The 16,287-nt window shown below is 66.1% G+C and carries 20 protein-coding genes and 1 tRNA gene; 10 read left to right on the top strand and 11 right to left on the bottom strand.

The annotated features are described in order from the left end of the window. Window positions 1-60: 60 nt before the first annotated feature. Both M1D40_RS17040 and M1D40_RS17035 read right to left on the bottom strand, forming a co-directional pair. Window positions 61-1,947, bottom strand: a complete 1,887-nt coding sequence (locus M1D40_RS17040; RefSeq protein WP_461169603.1) for a heavy metal translocating P-type ATPase — start codon at window positions 1,945-1,947, stop codon at window positions 61-63. Between the two features lie 68 nt (window positions 1,948-2,015). After that, window positions 2,016-2,240: a hypothetical protein gene (locus tag M1D40_RS17035; protein WP_341394340.1), complete on the bottom strand. Its 225-nt coding sequence runs from the start codon at window positions 2,238-2,240 to the stop codon at window positions 2,016-2,018. 169 nt (window positions 2,241-2,409) lie between these two features. Here M1D40_RS17035 and M1D40_RS17030 point away from each other — a divergent pair, with 169 nt between their 5' ends. Continuing rightward, entirely contained in the window at window positions 2,410-2,925 is a 516-nt protein-coding gene (locus M1D40_RS17030; protein WP_461169602.1) for a mycothiol transferase, read from the top strand. 74 nt (window positions 2,926-2,999) lie between these two features. Here the strand turns inward: M1D40_RS17030 and M1D40_RS17025 are convergent, their stop codons facing one another. Then, a complete protein-coding gene (locus M1D40_RS17025; protein WP_341394338.1) occupies window positions 3,000-3,419 on the bottom strand; it encodes a four-helix bundle copper-binding protein in 420 nt (139 codons plus the stop codon). Between the two features lie 222 nt (window positions 3,420-3,641). Between M1D40_RS17025 and M1D40_RS17020 the strand changes: the two genes are divergently transcribed. Continuing rightward, window positions 3,642-3,714: transfer RNA gene (locus tag M1D40_RS17020), tRNA-Ala, on the top strand. Between the two features lie 75 nt (window positions 3,715-3,789). Here M1D40_RS17020 and arfB read toward each other — a convergent pair. After that, the gene (gene arfB / locus M1D40_RS17015; RefSeq protein WP_461169601.1) at window positions 3,790-4,212 is read right to left on the bottom strand and encodes an alternative ribosome rescue aminoacyl-tRNA hydrolase ArfB; all 423 of its coding nucleotides are present in this window, start codon (window positions 4,210-4,212) and stop codon (window positions 3,790-3,792) included. Window positions 4,213-4,260: 48 nt separating this feature from the next. Continuing rightward, a complete protein-coding gene (locus M1D40_RS17010) occupies window positions 4,261-4,704 on the bottom strand; it encodes a MarR family winged helix-turn-helix transcriptional regulator (RefSeq protein WP_461169600.1) in 444 nt (147 codons plus the stop codon). 62 nt (window positions 4,705-4,766) lie between these two features. Here M1D40_RS17010 and M1D40_RS17005 point away from each other — a divergent pair, with 62 nt between their 5' ends. After that, a complete protein-coding gene (locus M1D40_RS17005; RefSeq protein WP_461169599.1) occupies window positions 4,767-5,135 on the top strand; it encodes a VOC family protein in 369 nt (122 codons plus the stop codon). Between the two features lie 55 nt (window positions 5,136-5,190). On the opposite strand, the gene M1D40_RS17000 is transcribed toward M1D40_RS17005, so the two are convergent. Further along, window positions 5,191-6,477, bottom strand: coding sequence for a Y-family DNA polymerase (locus M1D40_RS17000; RefSeq protein ID WP_461169598.1), 1,287 nt, complete (start codon window positions 6,475-6,477; stop codon window positions 5,191-5,193). A gap of 45 nt (window positions 6,478-6,522) precedes the next feature. Beyond that, on the bottom strand, window positions 6,523-6,954 hold the full coding sequence (locus M1D40_RS16995) for a LexA family protein (protein ID WP_461169597.1): 432 nt from the start codon (window positions 6,952-6,954) through the stop codon (window positions 6,523-6,525). 232 nt (window positions 6,955-7,186) lie between these two features. Here M1D40_RS16995 and M1D40_RS16990 point away from each other — a divergent pair, with 232 nt between their 5' ends. After that, window positions 7,187-8,332, top strand: a complete 1,146-nt coding sequence (locus tag M1D40_RS16990; protein ID WP_461169596.1) for a glycerol dehydrogenase — start codon at window positions 7,187-7,189, stop codon at window positions 8,330-8,332. A 124-nt stretch (window positions 8,333-8,456) separates the two neighbouring features. Here M1D40_RS16990 and M1D40_RS16985 read toward each other — a convergent pair whose 3' ends face one another. Together M1D40_RS16985 and M1D40_RS16980 are read right to left on the bottom strand one after the other, a co-directional pair. After that, the gene (locus tag M1D40_RS16985) at window positions 8,457-9,086 is read right to left on the bottom strand and encodes an HAAS signaling domain-containing protein (RefSeq protein WP_461169595.1); all 630 of its coding nucleotides are present in this window, start codon (window positions 9,084-9,086) and stop codon (window positions 8,457-8,459) included. Between the two features lie 39 nt (window positions 9,087-9,125). Next, entirely contained in the window at window positions 9,126-9,836 is a 711-nt protein-coding gene (locus tag M1D40_RS16980) for a DUF6308 family protein (protein ID WP_461169594.1), read from the bottom strand. A 49-nt stretch (window positions 9,837-9,885) separates the two neighbouring features. Here M1D40_RS16980 and M1D40_RS16975 point away from each other — a divergent pair, with 49 nt between their 5' ends. The 3 genes from M1D40_RS16975 (at window position 9,886) to M1D40_RS16965 (ending at window position 12,308) form a co-directional block, all read left to right on the top strand. Beyond that, window positions 9,886-10,431: a GNAT family N-acetyltransferase gene (locus tag M1D40_RS16975; protein ID WP_461169593.1), complete on the top strand. Its 546-nt coding sequence runs from the start codon at window positions 9,886-9,888 to the stop codon at window positions 10,429-10,431. 72 nt (window positions 10,432-10,503) lie between these two features. After that, on the top strand, window positions 10,504-11,433 hold the full coding sequence (locus M1D40_RS16970; protein WP_461169592.1) for an ABC transporter ATP-binding protein: 930 nt from the start codon (window positions 10,504-10,506) through the stop codon (window positions 11,431-11,433). Further along, window positions 11,430-12,308, top strand: coding sequence for an ABC transporter permease (locus tag M1D40_RS16965; protein ID WP_461169591.1), 879 nt, complete (start codon window positions 11,430-11,432; stop codon window positions 12,306-12,308). The genes M1D40_RS16970 and M1D40_RS16965 overlap by 4 nt, the downstream gene beginning before the upstream one ends. A 24-nt stretch (window positions 12,309-12,332) precedes the next feature. On the opposite strand, the gene M1D40_RS16960 is transcribed toward M1D40_RS16965, so the two are convergent. Continuing rightward, entirely contained in the window at window positions 12,333-12,920 is a 588-nt protein-coding gene (locus tag M1D40_RS16960; protein ID WP_461169590.1) for a GNAT family N-acetyltransferase, read from the bottom strand. Between the two features lie 105 nt (window positions 12,921-13,025). On the opposite strand from M1D40_RS16960, the gene M1D40_RS16955 reads away from it, so the two are divergent. Next, entirely contained in the window at window positions 13,026-14,150 is a 1,125-nt protein-coding gene (locus M1D40_RS16955) for a hypothetical protein (RefSeq protein ID WP_461169589.1), read from the top strand. A gap of 77 nt (window positions 14,151-14,227) precedes the next feature. After that, on the top strand, window positions 14,228-14,635 hold the full coding sequence (locus tag M1D40_RS16950) for a PadR family transcriptional regulator (protein WP_341394324.1): 408 nt from the start codon (window positions 14,228-14,230) through the stop codon (window positions 14,633-14,635). On the opposite strand, the gene M1D40_RS16945 is transcribed toward M1D40_RS16950, so the two are convergent. Next, window positions 14,632-15,174, bottom strand: a complete 543-nt coding sequence (locus tag M1D40_RS16945) for a GNAT family N-acetyltransferase (RefSeq protein ID WP_461169588.1) — start codon at window positions 15,172-15,174, stop codon at window positions 14,632-14,634. The two genes, M1D40_RS16950 and M1D40_RS16945, sit on opposite strands and share 4 nt — an antisense overlap. A 63-nt stretch (window positions 15,175-15,237) precedes the next feature. Here M1D40_RS16945 and trxB point away from each other — a divergent pair, with 63 nt between their 5' ends. Beyond that, entirely contained in the window at window positions 15,238-16,215 is a 978-nt protein-coding gene (trxB, locus tag M1D40_RS16940) for a thioredoxin-disulfide reductase (protein ID WP_461169587.1), read from the top strand. Window positions 16,216-16,287 lie beyond the last annotated feature (72 nt).

The raw sequence follows: 16,287 nt of genomic DNA, 5'->3' as shown, positions 1-16,287 counted from the left end.
ATGCCGGAGTGGTGCGGATCCAGGGTTTGCCCCGGGCTGCGAAGCGGCCTCCATTCTTCCCTAGGCCCGCACTTCGCGGACTTTCCGGGGCTCCGGCGGAACGGAGGGCACCGGCGCCGCGCTTCTTCCGCCGCCCAGCGCCCGCAGTGCGTTCAGGATGGCTGCCAGATCCACCAGCTCCTGGGTCAGGGCCCCGGCAACGGCGGGGATGAATCCAAAGGCTGCGGTGAGCATCAGTCCTACGCTGAGGCTGATGCCCAGCCAGATGCTGCCCAGCGCCACGCGCATGGTCCGCCGGCCGATGTCGACGGCGTCGGCCACTTTGGAGATGTCGTCGGTGACGATCACGGCGTCGGCGGATTCTCCGGCGGCCGTGGATCCGCGGGCACCCATGGCAATTCCGACGTCGGCGGCTGCAAGCACCGGCGCGTCATTCACGCCGTCGCCAACCATGATCACCGGCCGCTGCGGCAGGGCCGCGACCAGGCGGACCTTGTCCTCGGGCAGCAGTTCCGCATGGACGGTTTTGATGCCCAGTACGGCGGCGGTGCCTTCCGCCGAGGCCTTGCCGTCTCCGGTCAGCATCACCGGAGACTGCAGCCCGATTCCCGCCAGGCGGTCCAGGGTGGCCTGTGCGTTTTCCCGCGGAGTGTCGCTGAGGGCCAGCGTGCCCGCGAACCGCCCGTCAATTCCCACATAAACCATCAGTTGCCCGGCCGCCGGTGCACTGACCTCGTCTGGCACTGCAGCCGCGACAAAACGCTGTTTGCCGACCAGCACGGTGCGGCCCCCGATGCTGGCCTGCACTCCGTTAGTTGCCACTTCCGATGCCGAGGCGGCCGGGCGAAGGGCCAGTCCGCGGTCCTGGGCGGCAGTTTGCACGGCGGCAGCCAGCACATGGGAAGAGTACTGCTCGGCGGAGGCAGCGAGCTGCAGCACCTCATCGGCGGTGAACGGCGGCTCGGGGTGAACGGACACCAGGCGGGGCCTGCCGTAGGTCAGGGTGCCGGTCTTGTCGAAGGCAATGCTGCGGGCCCGTGCCAGCTGCTGCAGGGTGGCCCCGCCCTTGACGATGATGCCGTTGCGGGCGGACCGGCTCATGCCGCCCAGGAAAGCCACCGGGGCGGCGATCAGCAGCGGGCAGGGCGTGGCCAGCACAAGCACCTCGGCGAAGCGCACCGGATCACCGCTGAGGAACCATGCGGCGCCGGCGATAAGCAGGGACACCGCAGTAAAGGGCACCGCGAACCGGTCCGCCAGCCGCACCACGGGTGCTTTGGACTCCGAGGCTTCCCGGACCAGAGCCACGATCCGCTGGTATTGGCTGTCCTCGGTCGTGGCCGCGGCCCGGATGCGGACAGCCTGCGAGCCGTTGACGGAACCGCTCAGCACCGTCTCTCCTGCGGTGCGGGAGACCGGCAGCGATTCGCCGGTCAGTGACGACTCGTCAAAGGAAGCTTCAGCGCTGAGCAGGATGCCGTCCACGGGCACCAGTTCGGAGGGTTTGATGAGCAGGATGTCCCCGACACTGACCTCGGCGGCCGGGATGTCCGTCGGCGTCTCCGTTCCGGGCTGCATCCGGTGCGCTGTCTGCGGTGCCCGTTCCAGCAGGGCATCTAGTTCGCTACGGGCCCGGCTGGCCGCATAGTCTTCGAGCGCTTCACCCCCGGAGAGCATCAGCACGATGATCAGGGCAGCAACATATTCGCCCACTGCAACGGTGGCGAGAATGGCCAGTACGGCGAGGATGTCCAGTCCCCAGTGGCCGCGGCGCAGGTCACGAATCATCCGGACGCCGGTGGCTGCGGCGACGAGCAGGGCGTAGCCGGAAGCGAGCCAGGCGGCGGCAGCCGGCAGGCCGGCTCCGTGCAGCGCCAGGACTGCCAGCCCGACGGCGATTGTTGCCGCCACCACCGGGTATCGCCGGATCGCTGAGAGTCTCTTCATGCTTTCGTTATAGGCCTGCCGGCGGGGTAATTCCAGCAAGAGAAAGCTTGCCTAACCCGCTTGGAACATCACGGCATCCGGCGGCGGCTCAACAGCCCGGACATGAGGAACGCCAGGCCGGCGGCCAGCGGCCACCAGGAATACATGCTCAGTGTTTCGCCCAGGAAAGCGACCACGAGGATGCCGAGCATGACGGCGATAATCAGGGTCATGCCCACGATGATCCGCACTCTCCCGCGGTTTGGCGACGGCAGGGGCGGAAGCCAGGGAGGACGCTCGTCAGTCCAACTCATCTGGCAATTTTAGGGCCGCGGCCGGCAGATGGAACCGGCCGGCCGCCGAATTTTTTGAGGAGGGCACTTCTGTGCTTCCTCCCTTTCCCGGCGGTACCGGGCGTGAAAGGATGGCCGCGATCCCCCGCCGCAGTCCGGCGCCGAAACGCGACCTACGGAGTCAACCGCCATGGAACAGAGCGATCTTCTCATTGATGCTTTCGGCCGCCTGCCCCAGGCCGTGCGCGGGGCTGTGCACGGCCTGGATGCTGCAGCCCTGAACCACCGCCCGTACCCGGCGGGAAATTCGATTACCTGGCTGGTCTGGCACCTGGCGCGGAGCGAAGATGCCCAGATTGCTCCACTGGCCGGGCACGAGCAGGCGTGGACGGCAGAAGGCTGGTACAAACGCGTCGGGCTGCCGCTGGCGGTGGATGACACCGGCTACGGGCACGATTCGGAGCAGGTGGCCCTGGTCCAGGTCCATTCGGCCGACGTGCTGCTGGACTACTACGAGGCGGTGCATTCGCGTACGGCCGCCTTTGTCTCCGGTGTGAACGGCGGGGACCTTGACCAGGTGGTGGACACCGCCTGGGATCCGCCCGTCACTCTGGGTGTCCGGCTGGTCAGCATCCTGGGCGATGGCCTGGAGCACGCGGGCCAGGCAGCCTACCTGCGCGGGATGGTTCTGGCGTCGAGCACATAGCCCGGCCCCGCCGTCGTGCCGGCGTTGGGCGGGGGCCTAGTTTGTGCGTACGCCGGGTTCTTTTTGGGGGATCCTCAGCCGCGTTCCAGCACCACCAGCAGTTCCTCGCACATGGCGGCGCAGCGGCGGCAGGTTTCCGCGCAGATGCGGCAGTGCCCGTGTGCGGCGGCATGCTGTTCGCACTCTTCGGCGCACCGGCGGCAGGCTGCGGCGCAGGCGCGCAGCAGGGTTGCCGTGCTCCCGTCGTATCCGCCGTACCGGGTTCCCGTGCGCGCCACGGTGGCGCCGGTAGCTGCGCAGATGTCGGCGCAGTTCAGATCCATGCGGATGCACTCGACCATGTCGCCGAGCATGTCTTCACTGAGGCAGGCATCCGCACAGGCGTTGCAGACCTGCACGCAGTCAAAGCAGGCAATAACGCAGGTGGATACGGCCAAGAGGTCTGTTCCGGCGCCGTCGGGCCGTTCACTGATCACATCTTCGATGAGGGACATGGCACTGCTCCTTTTCGCTTGCGGAATAGAGGTGCGTTTCCGGCCGGCCGGATGCTGGCGGCCGGGCTGTCAGGATAGCCCGGGGTGCGGTTCCGGAGGCAGGGTCGGGCTCGGTTCGGGGGCCTCCGGCGCTCGTTTGGCGGCTGCGATTTGCGCGGGGGCATGGGAGCGGGTCTAGAATCGGGGTTAGCTCTCCGGAGCCGCCCGGCTGGTGCCGGGGAAGGGGCTTTAGCTCAGTTGGTAGAGCGTTTCGTTCGCAATGAAAAGGTCAGGGGTTCGATTCCCCTAAGCTCCACAGGATGCCCCCGGATACCGGGGGTTTTTTGTTGTCCGGGCAGGCGAGCTGAACGTGTCACCTCCGAAGCAGCCGCTAGTCCGTCGGCGGCCTTCTGCGCTGCTGTTTTGTCGCAGCCCGCTGCTTTTTGGCGTCGAGCCGCCGATAGTTCGAGCCCCGCGTGGGTTTGGTATTCCTGCGCAGGGCAGCTTCGGGGGCAAGGGCTTCCGCCACGAGGTCGGCCAGCTTGGCCAGAGCTATCTCCCGGTTGCGTAGCTGTGAGCGCTGTTCAGACGCCGTTACCGTCACCACGCCGTCGATCAGGCGCCGCTGCAAGCGGCTCAGCAGCAGCACCCGCTGGGTCTCCGACAACACCGCCGAATCGGCGATGTTCCAGGACACGGAAGCGCGGCTGTCCGAGGTGTTCACGTGCTGTCCGCCCGGCCCGGAGGAGCGGGAGAACCGCCAGCTCAGTTCCGACGCCGGGATCGTGAGCGCGGGCGAGACAATCAAATCCATGTCACCAGCGTCCCATGCCGGGTCCGGCTATGCGGGGGCCCCAAGCTGTCAGCTGTCCGACGCCGGCGTCTCCAAGGCCTCGATACACAGGGACAGTGCCGCGCCCAGCCCTTCGACGCCCTGCGCATCAAGGCGGGAGAGCATTCGGGTTTCCACTTGGTCAACCAGAGCCTGCGCGTCCGCAAGCACCTCAGCTCCCGGCCCCGTAAGAACCGCCGGCAAGGTCCGGCCCGCCACCGGCCGCGCCGGACGCTCCACCAGACCCCGGTCCTGCAGGTTTTGCAGCAGGGTGTTCATCGATTGCCGCGTGACGAAGGCGCCCCGGGCGAGCTCAGCCGCGGAAATCCCCGGCTCGCGCTCGAGCAGATGCAGACATACGTACTGCGGAACACTGAGGCCCAGCGGCCGCAGCACCTCATCCATGCGCACCCGAAGCAGAGCTTGGGCCTCTTTGAGGAGATATCCGATCTGTGGACGGTCAGGTTTGCTCATGTCAATATCCTGACATACGATGACGCATGTCAGGAACCTGACACATAATCCAAGGAGACACCATGACCGTCACAGGACCCGATTTCATCGCCCTTCAGGTGCGAAGTCTGGAACAGGCCGCAGCTTTTTATGAGGATATGGTCGGCCTGACCCGGGCGCCTGCTTCCCCTCCCGGCGCCGTTGTCTTTGCAACCTCGCCTATAGCTTTTGCCGTGCGTGAAGCGGCGCCCGGAGTGAACCTGGACGCTGTCGAACAGCCGGGATTGGGCGTGGCGCTGTGGCTGCATGACCCGGAGGCGGAGACGCTTCACCGGTCCATGGCCAACGCGGGAGTGCGGATCGTGCAGCCGCCTTTCGAGGGGCCGTTCGGCATTACTTTCACCTTCCTCGATTCCGAAGGATACGCCGTCACGGTGCACAGCCAGGGATAGTTTGCACTTCACTGTTCCGTCTCCGTGCCTGGCTGTGCGAGGAGCATGTGACCGCTTAAACCGCCTTCACCACCGGCAGGTCCGACCACTCCGTGGTGAAGCGCGGCGAGGCAAACTTCCGGGCCATGGTCCAGTCCGGTTTTGCGGAAGCCATCCCGGCCAGTCCCAGGCCGATGCTGGCGGCACCGTACTTGTCCGTGACCCGCGCCAGCAGCGGACCGATGTCCGGCTGCTCCGGGCCGGCGTCAAAGAGATCAAACACCGGCTCCGCCCCGGCAGGGGACAGGCCGGTGAGCATAATGCCGGCCTTGGCGTAGGGCGCACCCTCCACCACCTGTGAGTCCATGGCGGTGATGGCGGCGCGGGTCAGCACCAACGGATCGGCTGTGGGCCGCTCGAGCCGCACTGTCGCTGAAGGCGATGATGCCGCCGTCGTATTGAACCGGGACGTAGCGGCAAACACGGTCATCACCGTGGCTAGCTGCCCCTCCTTCGCCAGCCGGATGGCTGCTTTTTGTGCGTAGAGGCTCATGACCTGGCGCATGGATTCGCGGGTGGTCACCGGCGTCGCAAAGCTGCGCGAAAAGAGCACCTGCTGTTTGTCGGCGGATTCGGTTTCCATTGGAATGCACGCGGTGCCGTTCAGCTCCAGCACCGTCCGCTGCAGCACCACCGAGAACTTGGCGCGGATCATAGTGGGATCGGCGTCGCGCAGGTCCGCAATCGTGTGAATGCCCAGAGCGTTCAGCCGGGTTCCGTTCCGCGCGCCCACACCCCACAGTCCGGTGACCGGCACCCGGGACATGATGGTGTCGACGACGGCGGGACCCAGGGCGTCCAGGTTGCACACCCCGCCCAGATGCGGATTCTGCTTGGCAATCCGGTTGGCGAACTTGGCCAGGGTTTTGGTGCTGCCAATCCCCACGCAGACGGGCAGCCCGATGTTCCGCGCCACCGCGGCCCGAATTTCGGTTCCGCGGCTGCGCAGCTGTTCATCGGTTCCGTTCAGGTGCAGGAAGCACTCGTCGATGGAGTAGATTTCCTGCTCCGAGGAAAACCGGGCCAGCAGCTGCATCACCCGCGAACTCAGGTCTCCGTACAGTTCATAGTTGCTCGAGCGCTGCACCAGGCCGAGTTTTGGTGCGGCCTCGGCCAGCTTGAACCACGGCTCTCCGGTTTTGATGCCCAGGGCCTTGGCTTCATCGGAGCGCGCCACCACGCAGCCGTCATTGTTGGACAGCACCACTACCGGAATGCCGGCGAGCGACGGATCAAAAACGCGCTCGCAGGAAACATAAAAGCTGTTGACGTCCACCAGGGCGAACCGCTGCTGCTCAGCCACGGCGAGCTCCTCGGCTGCGGCCGCACCAACCGGCAATACTGCAAGCTAGACGTGGTGCAGGCACCGGGTCACCACGCCCCACACGGACAGTTCGGCCGGATCCGGCACCGGAATATCCGTTGAACCGGGGCTGTCCGCATGCAGGAAGATGCCCTGGCCGGTGAGCAGCAAACGCCGGATGGTCAGCTCGCCGTTGAGGACGGCGACGACGACGGAACCGTCCTTGGGCGTCAGGGAACGGTCCACGATAATCTCGTCGCCGTCGCTGATGCCGGCGCCGTCCATGGCATCGCCGGAAACCCGCATGATGAACGTTGACGTCACATCCCGGATCAGATGCCGGTTCAGGTCGATGCCGGCGTCGTAATAGTCCTGGGCCGGGGAGGCGAAGCCGGCCGGCAGGGTGGAGGAGCGGGTTGCTGCTGCCGCTTCCCCCGCGCCCGGGCGCGGGGAAGGGTTCGAGGAAAAGACTGCCATTACCCGCCTCCCTAGAACACACTTTCGAATGACTTCAGGTTAGCACCGCCGCCGCCGGGCCGGGCTGCCGCCGCGCAATTCCTGCACCGAACCGGAAGCTTCCGCCTGACGTTCACTTGGGTGGGCCCGCCCCGGGCTGCAGTACTGTTCCCTAGCCGTGGCTATGGCCCGCCCCCTACGCTGAAATCCGGGCGGCGGCGCAGCCGTCCCAGACGTGGATCAGGAGCTCAATATGAAGCAGGCACCAGTTCGTACCGTGATCAGTCCCGGCCGCTACGTCCAGGGGGCGGGGGCCATTCACCGCCTGGGCGAGTTCCTGGCGCAGATCGGGAAGAAACCGCTGTTGGTGGCCGACGACGTCGTCTGGGGTTTCGTGAGTCATGACATCACCGTCTCGCTGCAGGTGCAGGAACTGCCGGTGACCCGGGAAGTCTTCAACGGCACCCCCACTGCTGCCGAGATTGACCGGTTGACCCAGGCCATTCGTGCAGCCGAAGCCGATGTGGTGGTGGGCGTCGGCGGAGGCAGCACCATCGATGCGTGCAAGGCCGCCGGAGATGCGGCCGGGGCCCGCTGGGCCTCGGTGCCGACGGTTGCGTCAACCGATGCGCCGACCTCCGCCCTCGCCGTCGTGTACACCGCCGACGGCGCGTTCGAGGAGTACCGGTTCTTTTCCCGGAACCCGGACCTGGTGCTGGTGGACTCACAGATTGTCGCCAACGCCCCGGCGTCGTTCCTCGCCTACGGGGTGGGGGATGCACTTGCCACCTGGCTCGAAGCGCGGGCCACGGCAGCCTCCTTCTCGCTGACCATGGCCGGCGGGCTTCCGACCGAGACCGGAACCGCCCTGGCCCGTTTGAGCTGGGACGTGCTCTGGGAATTCGCGCTGCCGGCGCTGGATGCGGCCCGTGACCATGTGGTCACGCCGGCGCTGGAGAAGGTCATTGAGGCCAACACGCTGCTCTCGGGGCTCGGGTTTGAATCCGGGGGACTGGCGGCAGCGCACGCCATCCACAACGGCCTGACCGCCGCGCCGCAGACGCACGGACTCGCCCACGGGCAGAAGGTCAACATCGGGTCTTTGACGCAGCTGGTGCTTGAAGGCGCCCCCACCGCGGAGATCAGGGACTTTGTCGAATTCACTACCCGGGTCGGCCTGCCGAACACTCTCACCGAGGTGGGCTTGTCCGTGGACGACGCGCGGGAACTGGATTTGGTGGCGGAGGCCGCAACGGTGCCGGGTGAAACCATGAAGTCGATGCCGTTTGACGTTGGTCCCGCGGATGTGGTGGCGGCGCTGAAGTCCATCGAACGTTTTTCCCGGCGGGTGCGGCGGGAAGCGGGCCTCCCCGAGCCCGTCCCGTATAAGGCGCATTGAGGCAGCTGCATTTTCGTTCCCGCGGGTCTGCCGTGCAATCGTTGGCCTGTTGGCGTTAACCCTCTCTCTGCTGCTGGATGGTCTCGCTAGCAAGGAACAGCCAAAGCGCGGCTTTAGTCATCGGCTAGGGCTGGCCTGCGGGAGCCGAAGCCGGCGCCGACGTAACTGCGGGGCTGGGCATAGCTGGTTCGGAGGTGGACCCATCGCCGGTGGTAACCGAAAACAGCGCCAGCGTGGCCAGGATTCCGATGGCCAGGTACGCCACGATGAGCACGCTGCTGCTGATCGTGATGACCAGGGCACTGCGCGGGCGGGGACGGCGCCTGACCAGGGCGATAATTGCCAGCACGAGCGACAGGCCTGCCAGCGGGAGGAAAAGGGGCAACAGGAACACCGATAGGATCAGTGAAACCAGCGCCACGATGCCCGACGGCGTTCCCAGCCACGCGCCGTCGGCCTGCCTTTGCGGCGGCACGCTTTGGGGCGCGGTGCCTTCCTCCCGGTCCCTAGCCGGGGCTCCTGCTGCCGCAATGCGTTCCACCGGACCCAAGCCGGCCAGAATGTCCTGCACCTGAGCCGTGGTGGGCGGGCCGGGCAGCGCGGCCGCAGCGGAGGTGATGTGTTCCGTCACGGCGTCGAGGACTTCGGCGCGGTCTTCGGTCCCGGCCAGCATCCGGTCCAGATCCTGCAGATACGCCCGGACCAGGGGGTGGGCAACGATGTGCTCGGGATGAGTGTCCGCGTCCGCGTTCATGGCAGTTCCTTCAGTTGGGTAGTTGTGCGGGTGGACGGCTCAGGTTTCAATGTCCTCGGCCTGCGGCTCGAAACCCTGCCGCTTGCCGTGCATCCAGAGCACGATGTCCAGCTCCCGCAGGTCGGTAATCGGCTCGGTGATCCCTGACTTGGTTCGGATCTCGGCCAGCCGCTCGGTCAGCACTCCGTCGGCATAGGACGTGTGCCAGTAGAGCCACTGGTCCTTGGGGCCGGGCAGCGCGGTCACCCGGCGGATGATGGAATCGTAGACCGGGATCAGCCGCGGCCTTTTCCGGGCCATGATCTTACTGGTGGTGCTGGGGCCAACTCCCCACCCGGCGTCGCCAGCCTTGCCGCGGAGCAGGTTCCACAGCTGGCGGGCGGGGCTGTCAGCGCCCAGGTCCCGCACCGGATCGGCGTCGGGCAGGTCCACGTCTGCGGGAATCTGCGCCAGGAGATCGGAGATTTCCTCCGCCCGCGTCTCCAAGACGGCTACTGCGGTCCGCGGCGGAATCTTCACCGACCTGAAGGATGCTGCTACGAGGTCATCGGCGGTAATCCGGTTCACGGTTTCGGGGGCATCACCTCCGCCGGCCCAGGAATCGAACCGGGAGCTGCTGCGGACCATTCCGGTGCGCGGCATAATCTCGGTGAAGAAATCCCGCAGATTCTGCGCTGCCGTATCAACGGTGATTTCGCCCGTCGAAATAACGCGTTTCATGGTTCCCCCGTCGGTGGGTTGGAAAGTCATAAAGCAGGTGTTGCTTCCACACCCTACTGTCGTTCTCTAGAGTTCGACCATGCCCATTACCTTCAGCCCCATGGCCAACTCCGAGCAGGATTCCCGTGACCTGGTGGAGTTCCTCACGTCCAACCGGTTTCCGTTCCACGTGCGGGCCCGGCATTCGGAGGAGTCGGCGCGGGAGTCCGTGGCCAGCGGGCGCTTCTGGTCGGAGGAATCCCTCGGCTACTGGATTAACGACGGCGCCTCCCGGATTGGGCTGGTGGTCCTGGAAGACCTCGACGAGGACACTCCCATGTTTGATTTACGCCTGGCCGAGGAGTTCCGCGGCAAGGGTCTGGGGCCGAAGGTGCTCACCGCGCTGTGCGCCAAGGTGTTTGAGCAGTTCCCGGAACCGGTGCGGTTTGAGGGCCAGACACGGGAGGACAACATCGCCATGCGCAAAACCTTCCTCCGGACCGGATTCCTGAAGGAAGCCCACTACCGTCTGGGCTGGCCCACCGCTGAAGGTCTCCGGGTAGCCTCCGTCGCCTACGCCATCCTGCGCCAGGACTGGGAAAGCAAGGACACCACATGGTTCGAATGGGATGACCTGCCGGCCTGACCGGGGAACCGCCCGCCTGCCCGTAGACTCTGGAGAAATAACCGGCCGCCGGCCGAGAAATTCGGGGGAATTGTGAGCACGGAAACGGCCATCTCGGTCCGCGGACTGACAAAGAAATACGGCGCCACCACCGCAGTCGACGATCTGTCCTTCGACGTGCAGGCCGGCACGGTTTTCGCTTTCCTCGGCACAAATGGAGCCGGCAAATCCACCACCATTTCCTGCCTGACCACGGTCATTCCCTTCAACGCCGGAGAGGCATCGGTGGACGGCGACGACGTGCGCACCGCAGGCGGCGCCGTGCGGAAGAACATCGGCGTGGTTTTTCAGGATTCGGTCCTGGACCCGCTGCTCACCGGCCGGGAGAACCTGCGGACGCGTGCCCGGTTCTACTCCCCGGACACGGGGGCCAACGAGGCCCGGATTACGGAGCTAAGCGCGCTGATCGGTCTCGAGGAGTTTGTGGACCGCCCCTACGGCACGTACTCCGGTGGCCAGCGCCGGCGCGTGGACATTGCCCGCGCACTGCTGCATTCGCCGTCGATCCTCTTCCTGGATGAACCCACCGCCGGTCTGGACCCCGCCAGCCGGGCCCTGGTCTGGTCCACCATCCGCGAGCTGCGGGACCGCCACGGCCTCACCGTCTTCCTGACCACGCACTACATGGAGGAAACCGAAGAAGCAGACCGGGTCTGCATCATTGAACGCGGCCAAATCATTGCCGACGGCACTCCCGCGCAGCTGCGCGCACGGCACAGCAGCTCAATCCTCAGCATCACCACCGACGACCGCCCCGCGCTGCTGGCTCTCGCGGCGGAGGAGGGTGTCGGAGTCCGAGATGCGGACGACGGCGGCGTGCTCCGGCTGGTGGCCGGCGACGCCGCCGCGGCGCGCCGCATCCTGAACCGGCACGGAGACCACGTCCTGGACTTTGAGTTCCGGCACGGCACCATGGACGACGTGTTCCTGGCGCTCACCGGACGCGAGGGGGAAGCAGCATGAGTGTGGTCCTCACCCTGATGTCCCGCAACCTCCGCCTCTTCTTCCGCGACCGGCTGGGCGTTTTCTTTTCGCTGCTCTCGGCGCTGATCCTGTTCCTGCTCTACACCCTGTTCCTCGGCAGCGGGCAGGTGGATGATCTGCAGCAGTCCTTTCCCGGCGCCACCGAGGCCGAGGTGAAGGGCTTTGTGGACACCTGGATGTTCGCCGGCATTGTCGGGATCACCTCCATCACCACCGGCCTGGGTGCCATGAACGTCTTTGTGGAGGATTCGGCGTCCGGCCGGTTCCGGGACTTCCTGGTATCACCGATCCGCCGCGAAAAACTGATCCTCGGCTATCTGCTCTCCGCCGGCGTCGTGGCCCTGATCATGACCACCGTGGTGCTGATCATCAGCCTCGTATACCTGTATCTGGTGGACGGGGTGAGCTTCGGTCCCGCGCAAATTGCCACGGTGTACGGCTTTTTGGCGCTGAGCTGTCTGGCATTCGCGGCGCTGAGTGCGTTTGTGGTTTCCTTTGTCCGCACAGCCGGAGCCTATTCCGCGCTGTCCACCATTGTGGGAACGATCCTGGGCTTCCTGGCCGGTGCCTACATTCCCGTGGGCGCACTGCCCGAAGGTGTCCGGACGGTCATCAACGCGCTGCCGTTTATGCAGGCGTCGGTTCCGGTCCGGCAGGAGATGACGGCGGATTCGCTGCAGGCCATGGCCGGTGACCAGCCCGGCGCGGTGGCGGAACTGCAGGAGCTCTTCGGCATCACGGCAACCATGGGGGACTGGGAGATCAGCAACGGCTACGTGGTGGCTGTCCTGAGCGTCATGGCGGTGGTGTTTACCCTGCTGGCGGCCGTGCAGATCCGCCGGCGCATCGCCTAGAGCCGCATCCGGACATTGAATGGCTTAGGGCCGGGAGTCACCCGCGAGCATCGCCATGCTGATGGCGTCCACCCACTCGCCCTCCCAGAACAGGGCCTCGCGCTGGCGGCCCTCAACAGTGAAGCCTGCCTTTTCGTACGCGCGCTGCGCCCGCGGATTGAAGGCGAAAACCTCCAGTGCCACCCGGTGCAGGCCCAGATCATCAAACGCATGCGCGACGACGGCGCGGGTCGCCTCCGTGCCGTACCCCTGGCCCAGCACCTCGGCCGGTGCCAGTGCGATCCGGAAGCCGACGGATTCGTTGTCCGGGTCCAGGTCATTCAGCACGACCTCGCCCAGATACTGCTCCCGGCGGTACCGCTCATCCGGGTTGCGGTCATCGGCGATCCGGATGACGGCCCAGTCAGCCCGGTCGTGCCGTCCGGCCAGTCCTGCCAGCCAAGTCCGGATCTGCGCCGGCGCGAAATTCGCGTGCGTTCCGGTCAGACGCATAGCTTCCTCATCCTGCAGGCCCGCCCAGGCGCCGTCGAAATGCTCCGGGCCCAGCGGCTCGAGGCGCAGCCGCTCGGTGGTCAGGGTGGCCTGGCGGGCGAAGAGGTTTTCGGAAATCACCGGGCCAGCCTAGCTGTCGGGTGGCTGGTCCCGTGAAATGAGACGGGATAGGCGTCCAGGGGGCGGGGCGGGGCTGCCAACTGGACTGATCAGCATCTCGACTAGTTGAGTTTCAGACTAGAAGGTGCCAAGATCGGTGGAACCACCACCGGGCGGCTGGCCGCCGGAGAACAGCAAGGAGAATCCATGGGCACGTACAACGAGACCGACTGGGTCCGGCCGGAGGATAAACAATGGGGATACGCGCTCCGATGGCGGCTGGCAGTTGGGCATTCTGCGGCCGGGCGGGAGCTGATTGAACAGGTCCTCGTTGAAGCGCAGGAAGCCTGCGCAGAATCCGGCCGCCCTGCGCAGGAGCTTTTTGGTGACGCGGAAACCTATGCTGACGAGGTGGCTGCTGACCGGATCACCGACGAGGAACGCGCCGCCGTCGACATGGACGGCGCCGCCCCGGCGGATCATCTACAGGGCGTCCTGCTGGCTGTGGGCTTTACCGGATCCCTTCTGAGTGCCTACCTGCTGCTCGCGCAGGGCACGACGGTGGAGATGTTTCCCTGGCAGCTCGTGTTGCTCACGGCCGGAACCGTTGCCTTCGGGTCCGTGGTGGCAGGCTGGTTTGCGCGCCGCGCCGGGCAGATTCGGCGAAGCTGGTCACTGGTGGCGCTGGCAGTCGCTGCCCTTGGACTAGGCACCGCCGCCGCCCTTCCGCTCGCGGACAGCCAACCGATCGGTGCGGTGTCAACCTTCGTGCCGCTGCTCGCGTTTATCACTGTGTTTGTCGTGGCGTGGAATATGCCCAGCCGCAGACGTCCGGCGGCCCGGCATGACCACTCGGCCGACAAGTGGTTTATGCAGCTCAGCGGGTTGCTCCGCGGCCGCTACTTCCTGAGCCGCCCGGCCGCCTCCGGCTATGTGGCCGAGGCCCGGACCACATGGCGGGAGAGCGGTGCAGCGCATCCGCAGGACGTGCTGGGTTCGCCTCAGCTGTACGCCCTGCAGCTGGTCGACGGTTCGGCGCAGCCCCACCGCGCCCAGGGGCGTTTCCTGGCCTGGGCGGCCACGGTGGTTGCCGCAGTGTGGGTCCTTATTACGGTCGTGTACCTGTGGACTGCTGACCAGCCGAGTCTGTGGCGCTGGTTCGCCACGGCGTTCTTTATTGTGGGCGCCCTGCTCGCGTGGCGGCGGGATCTGCGCGGCCGGCGCAAAGGCTCCGAACCAACAGGCGTCTGAGAAGAGGACATGCACACCGGGCCGACGCTCACCCGTCCTAGTCGCAGCGGTAACTAGTGGGTGGCATGATTAGTGTCATGAATGATCCCGAACTGTCCCGGGAGTGGCAGCGGGGCCTGCTTACGACCTGCGTGCTGGCAGTACTGGCGCATGGCGGCGCCCACGGATATGCCGTGGCTCAGCGCCTGCAGAAAACCGGTATCGGCCCGGTTAAGGGTGGTGCGCTTTATCCCGTCCTTAACCGCCTGGAAACCGAGGGCGCGGTGACCTCGGTGTGGCGCGAGGGGGAGGGTGGACCCGGCCGCAAGGTCTTCGAGATTACCGCCGCCGGACGTGAGCGGCTGGCGCAGATGCAGCGCGAGTGGCAGCCCTTTGCCGGTGCGGTTGCCGACCTCCTGGGCGCTGCACCGGATGAAAATTCCGCGGCGCCCGCGCAGACCGCGGCAGCCGATGGCCGGCTTACTGAGCGGCTTCCTGACCGCTAACGTCCCGCGGAACTCTGCAGACCCGCGTCACGCTCAAAAATAATCTCCAGCCCGTCTTCCGCATCCCATTGGGAGCCGTTTTCCTCGAACCCGTACTGCAGCACGAGGTTGATGGAGGCTTCATTTTCGGGGCTGACCGTCGCCCGCACCGTCCGCGCGGCAGGCTCCCGGGCCGCCCGCGCGAGCAGCAGTTCCAGCGCTGCCCGGGCATAGCCGCGCCGGCGGAAAACCGGGTCCACTGAATACCCCAGTTCCACCATGCCGCCGGCATCGGGCGGCCCGTGGAATCCGGCGCAGCCCACTGCCTGCCCGTTCGCGCGGTCCACGATCGCTCCGGTGACCCACCCGGCGTCGTCGGGCGCGGTAGCCAGCTGCACACTGCGGATTTTCCACACCGCCTGCCGGTCCGAGGAAAAGTGTGCCGTCAGGGGCACGGGGGAAAGCTGGTTGGCTGTGGCCAGGTCGCCGGCGGCGAGGGCATCGATGGCCGGAACCGGCAGCTGCACCAGGTCGACGGCTGGCAGGGGAAGGGTTCTCACCCGTCAAGTATGCCTTCACACTGGAACCACACCGGAAGGACCACACCGGAAGGCGCGCACACAATGGGCACTGATCAGGTCATCATCGTCGGCTCCGGTCCGGCCGGCTACACGGCAGCTGTTTATGCCGCTCGCGCGGGGCTCACGCCGCGCGTCCTCGCCGGCTCCGTGACCGCGGGCGGCGCCCTCATGAACACCACCGAGGTGGAGAACTTTCCCGGTTTTCCGGAGGGCATCCAAGGCCCAGACCTGATGGACAACCTGCGCCGGCAGGCGGAAAAGTTCGGCGCCGTCGTGCAGTACGACGACGTCGTATCCGTGGAACTGGGCGGGCACACCAAGCGGGTGGAGACCGGGGGCGGCGGCAAGTACAAGGCGCGCAGCGTCATTCTGGCCACGGGCTCCGCTTACAAGGAGCTGGGACTGCCTGAGGAGAAACGGCTCAACGGCCGCGGCATCTCCTGGTGCGCCACGTGCGACGGGTTCTTCTTCCGTGACCAGGACGTCCTGGTGGTTGGCGGCGGGGACTCGGCCATGGAGGAGGCACTGTTCCTGAGCCGGTTCGGCAAGACGGTTACGGTGATTGTGCGCCGCGGCGAGCTGCGGGCCTCGCGCATCATGGCGATGCGGGCCAAAAGCCACGAAAAGATCCGGTTTGAGTGGAACAGCGAGGTAACCGCCGTCCACGGTACTGACAGGGTTTCGGGAGTGACTCTTACTGACACGGTGACCGGGGAAAAACGGGAGCTGCCCGCCAACGGGGTGTTTGTCGCCATCGGCCATGTGCCGCGCACCGAACTGCTGCACGGGCAGGTGGAGCTGGATTCGGAGGGCTACATCAGCGTTTCCGCTCCCACCACTGCCACTTCAGCCGACGGGGTCTTTGCCTGCGGAGACGCTGTGGACCACCGCTACCGCCAGGCCATCACGGCTGCCGGGACCGGTTGCGCGGCAGCCCTCGACGCGGAACGCTACCTGGCAGCGCTGCAGGACGCCGACAGCATTGCCACTGCGCTGGTGGAGGGATCGTTGACTGACTGACTGACTGACTGACTGACTGACTGACTGACTGACTGACTGACCGGCTGACTGACTGACCCGGTGTCAACGCCG

The organism is Arthrobacter sp. Z1-15, from assembly GCF_054792395.1.
The sequence above is the reverse complement of the archived record's forward strand: the minus strand, read 5'-3'. Positions and strand labels throughout refer to the sequence as shown.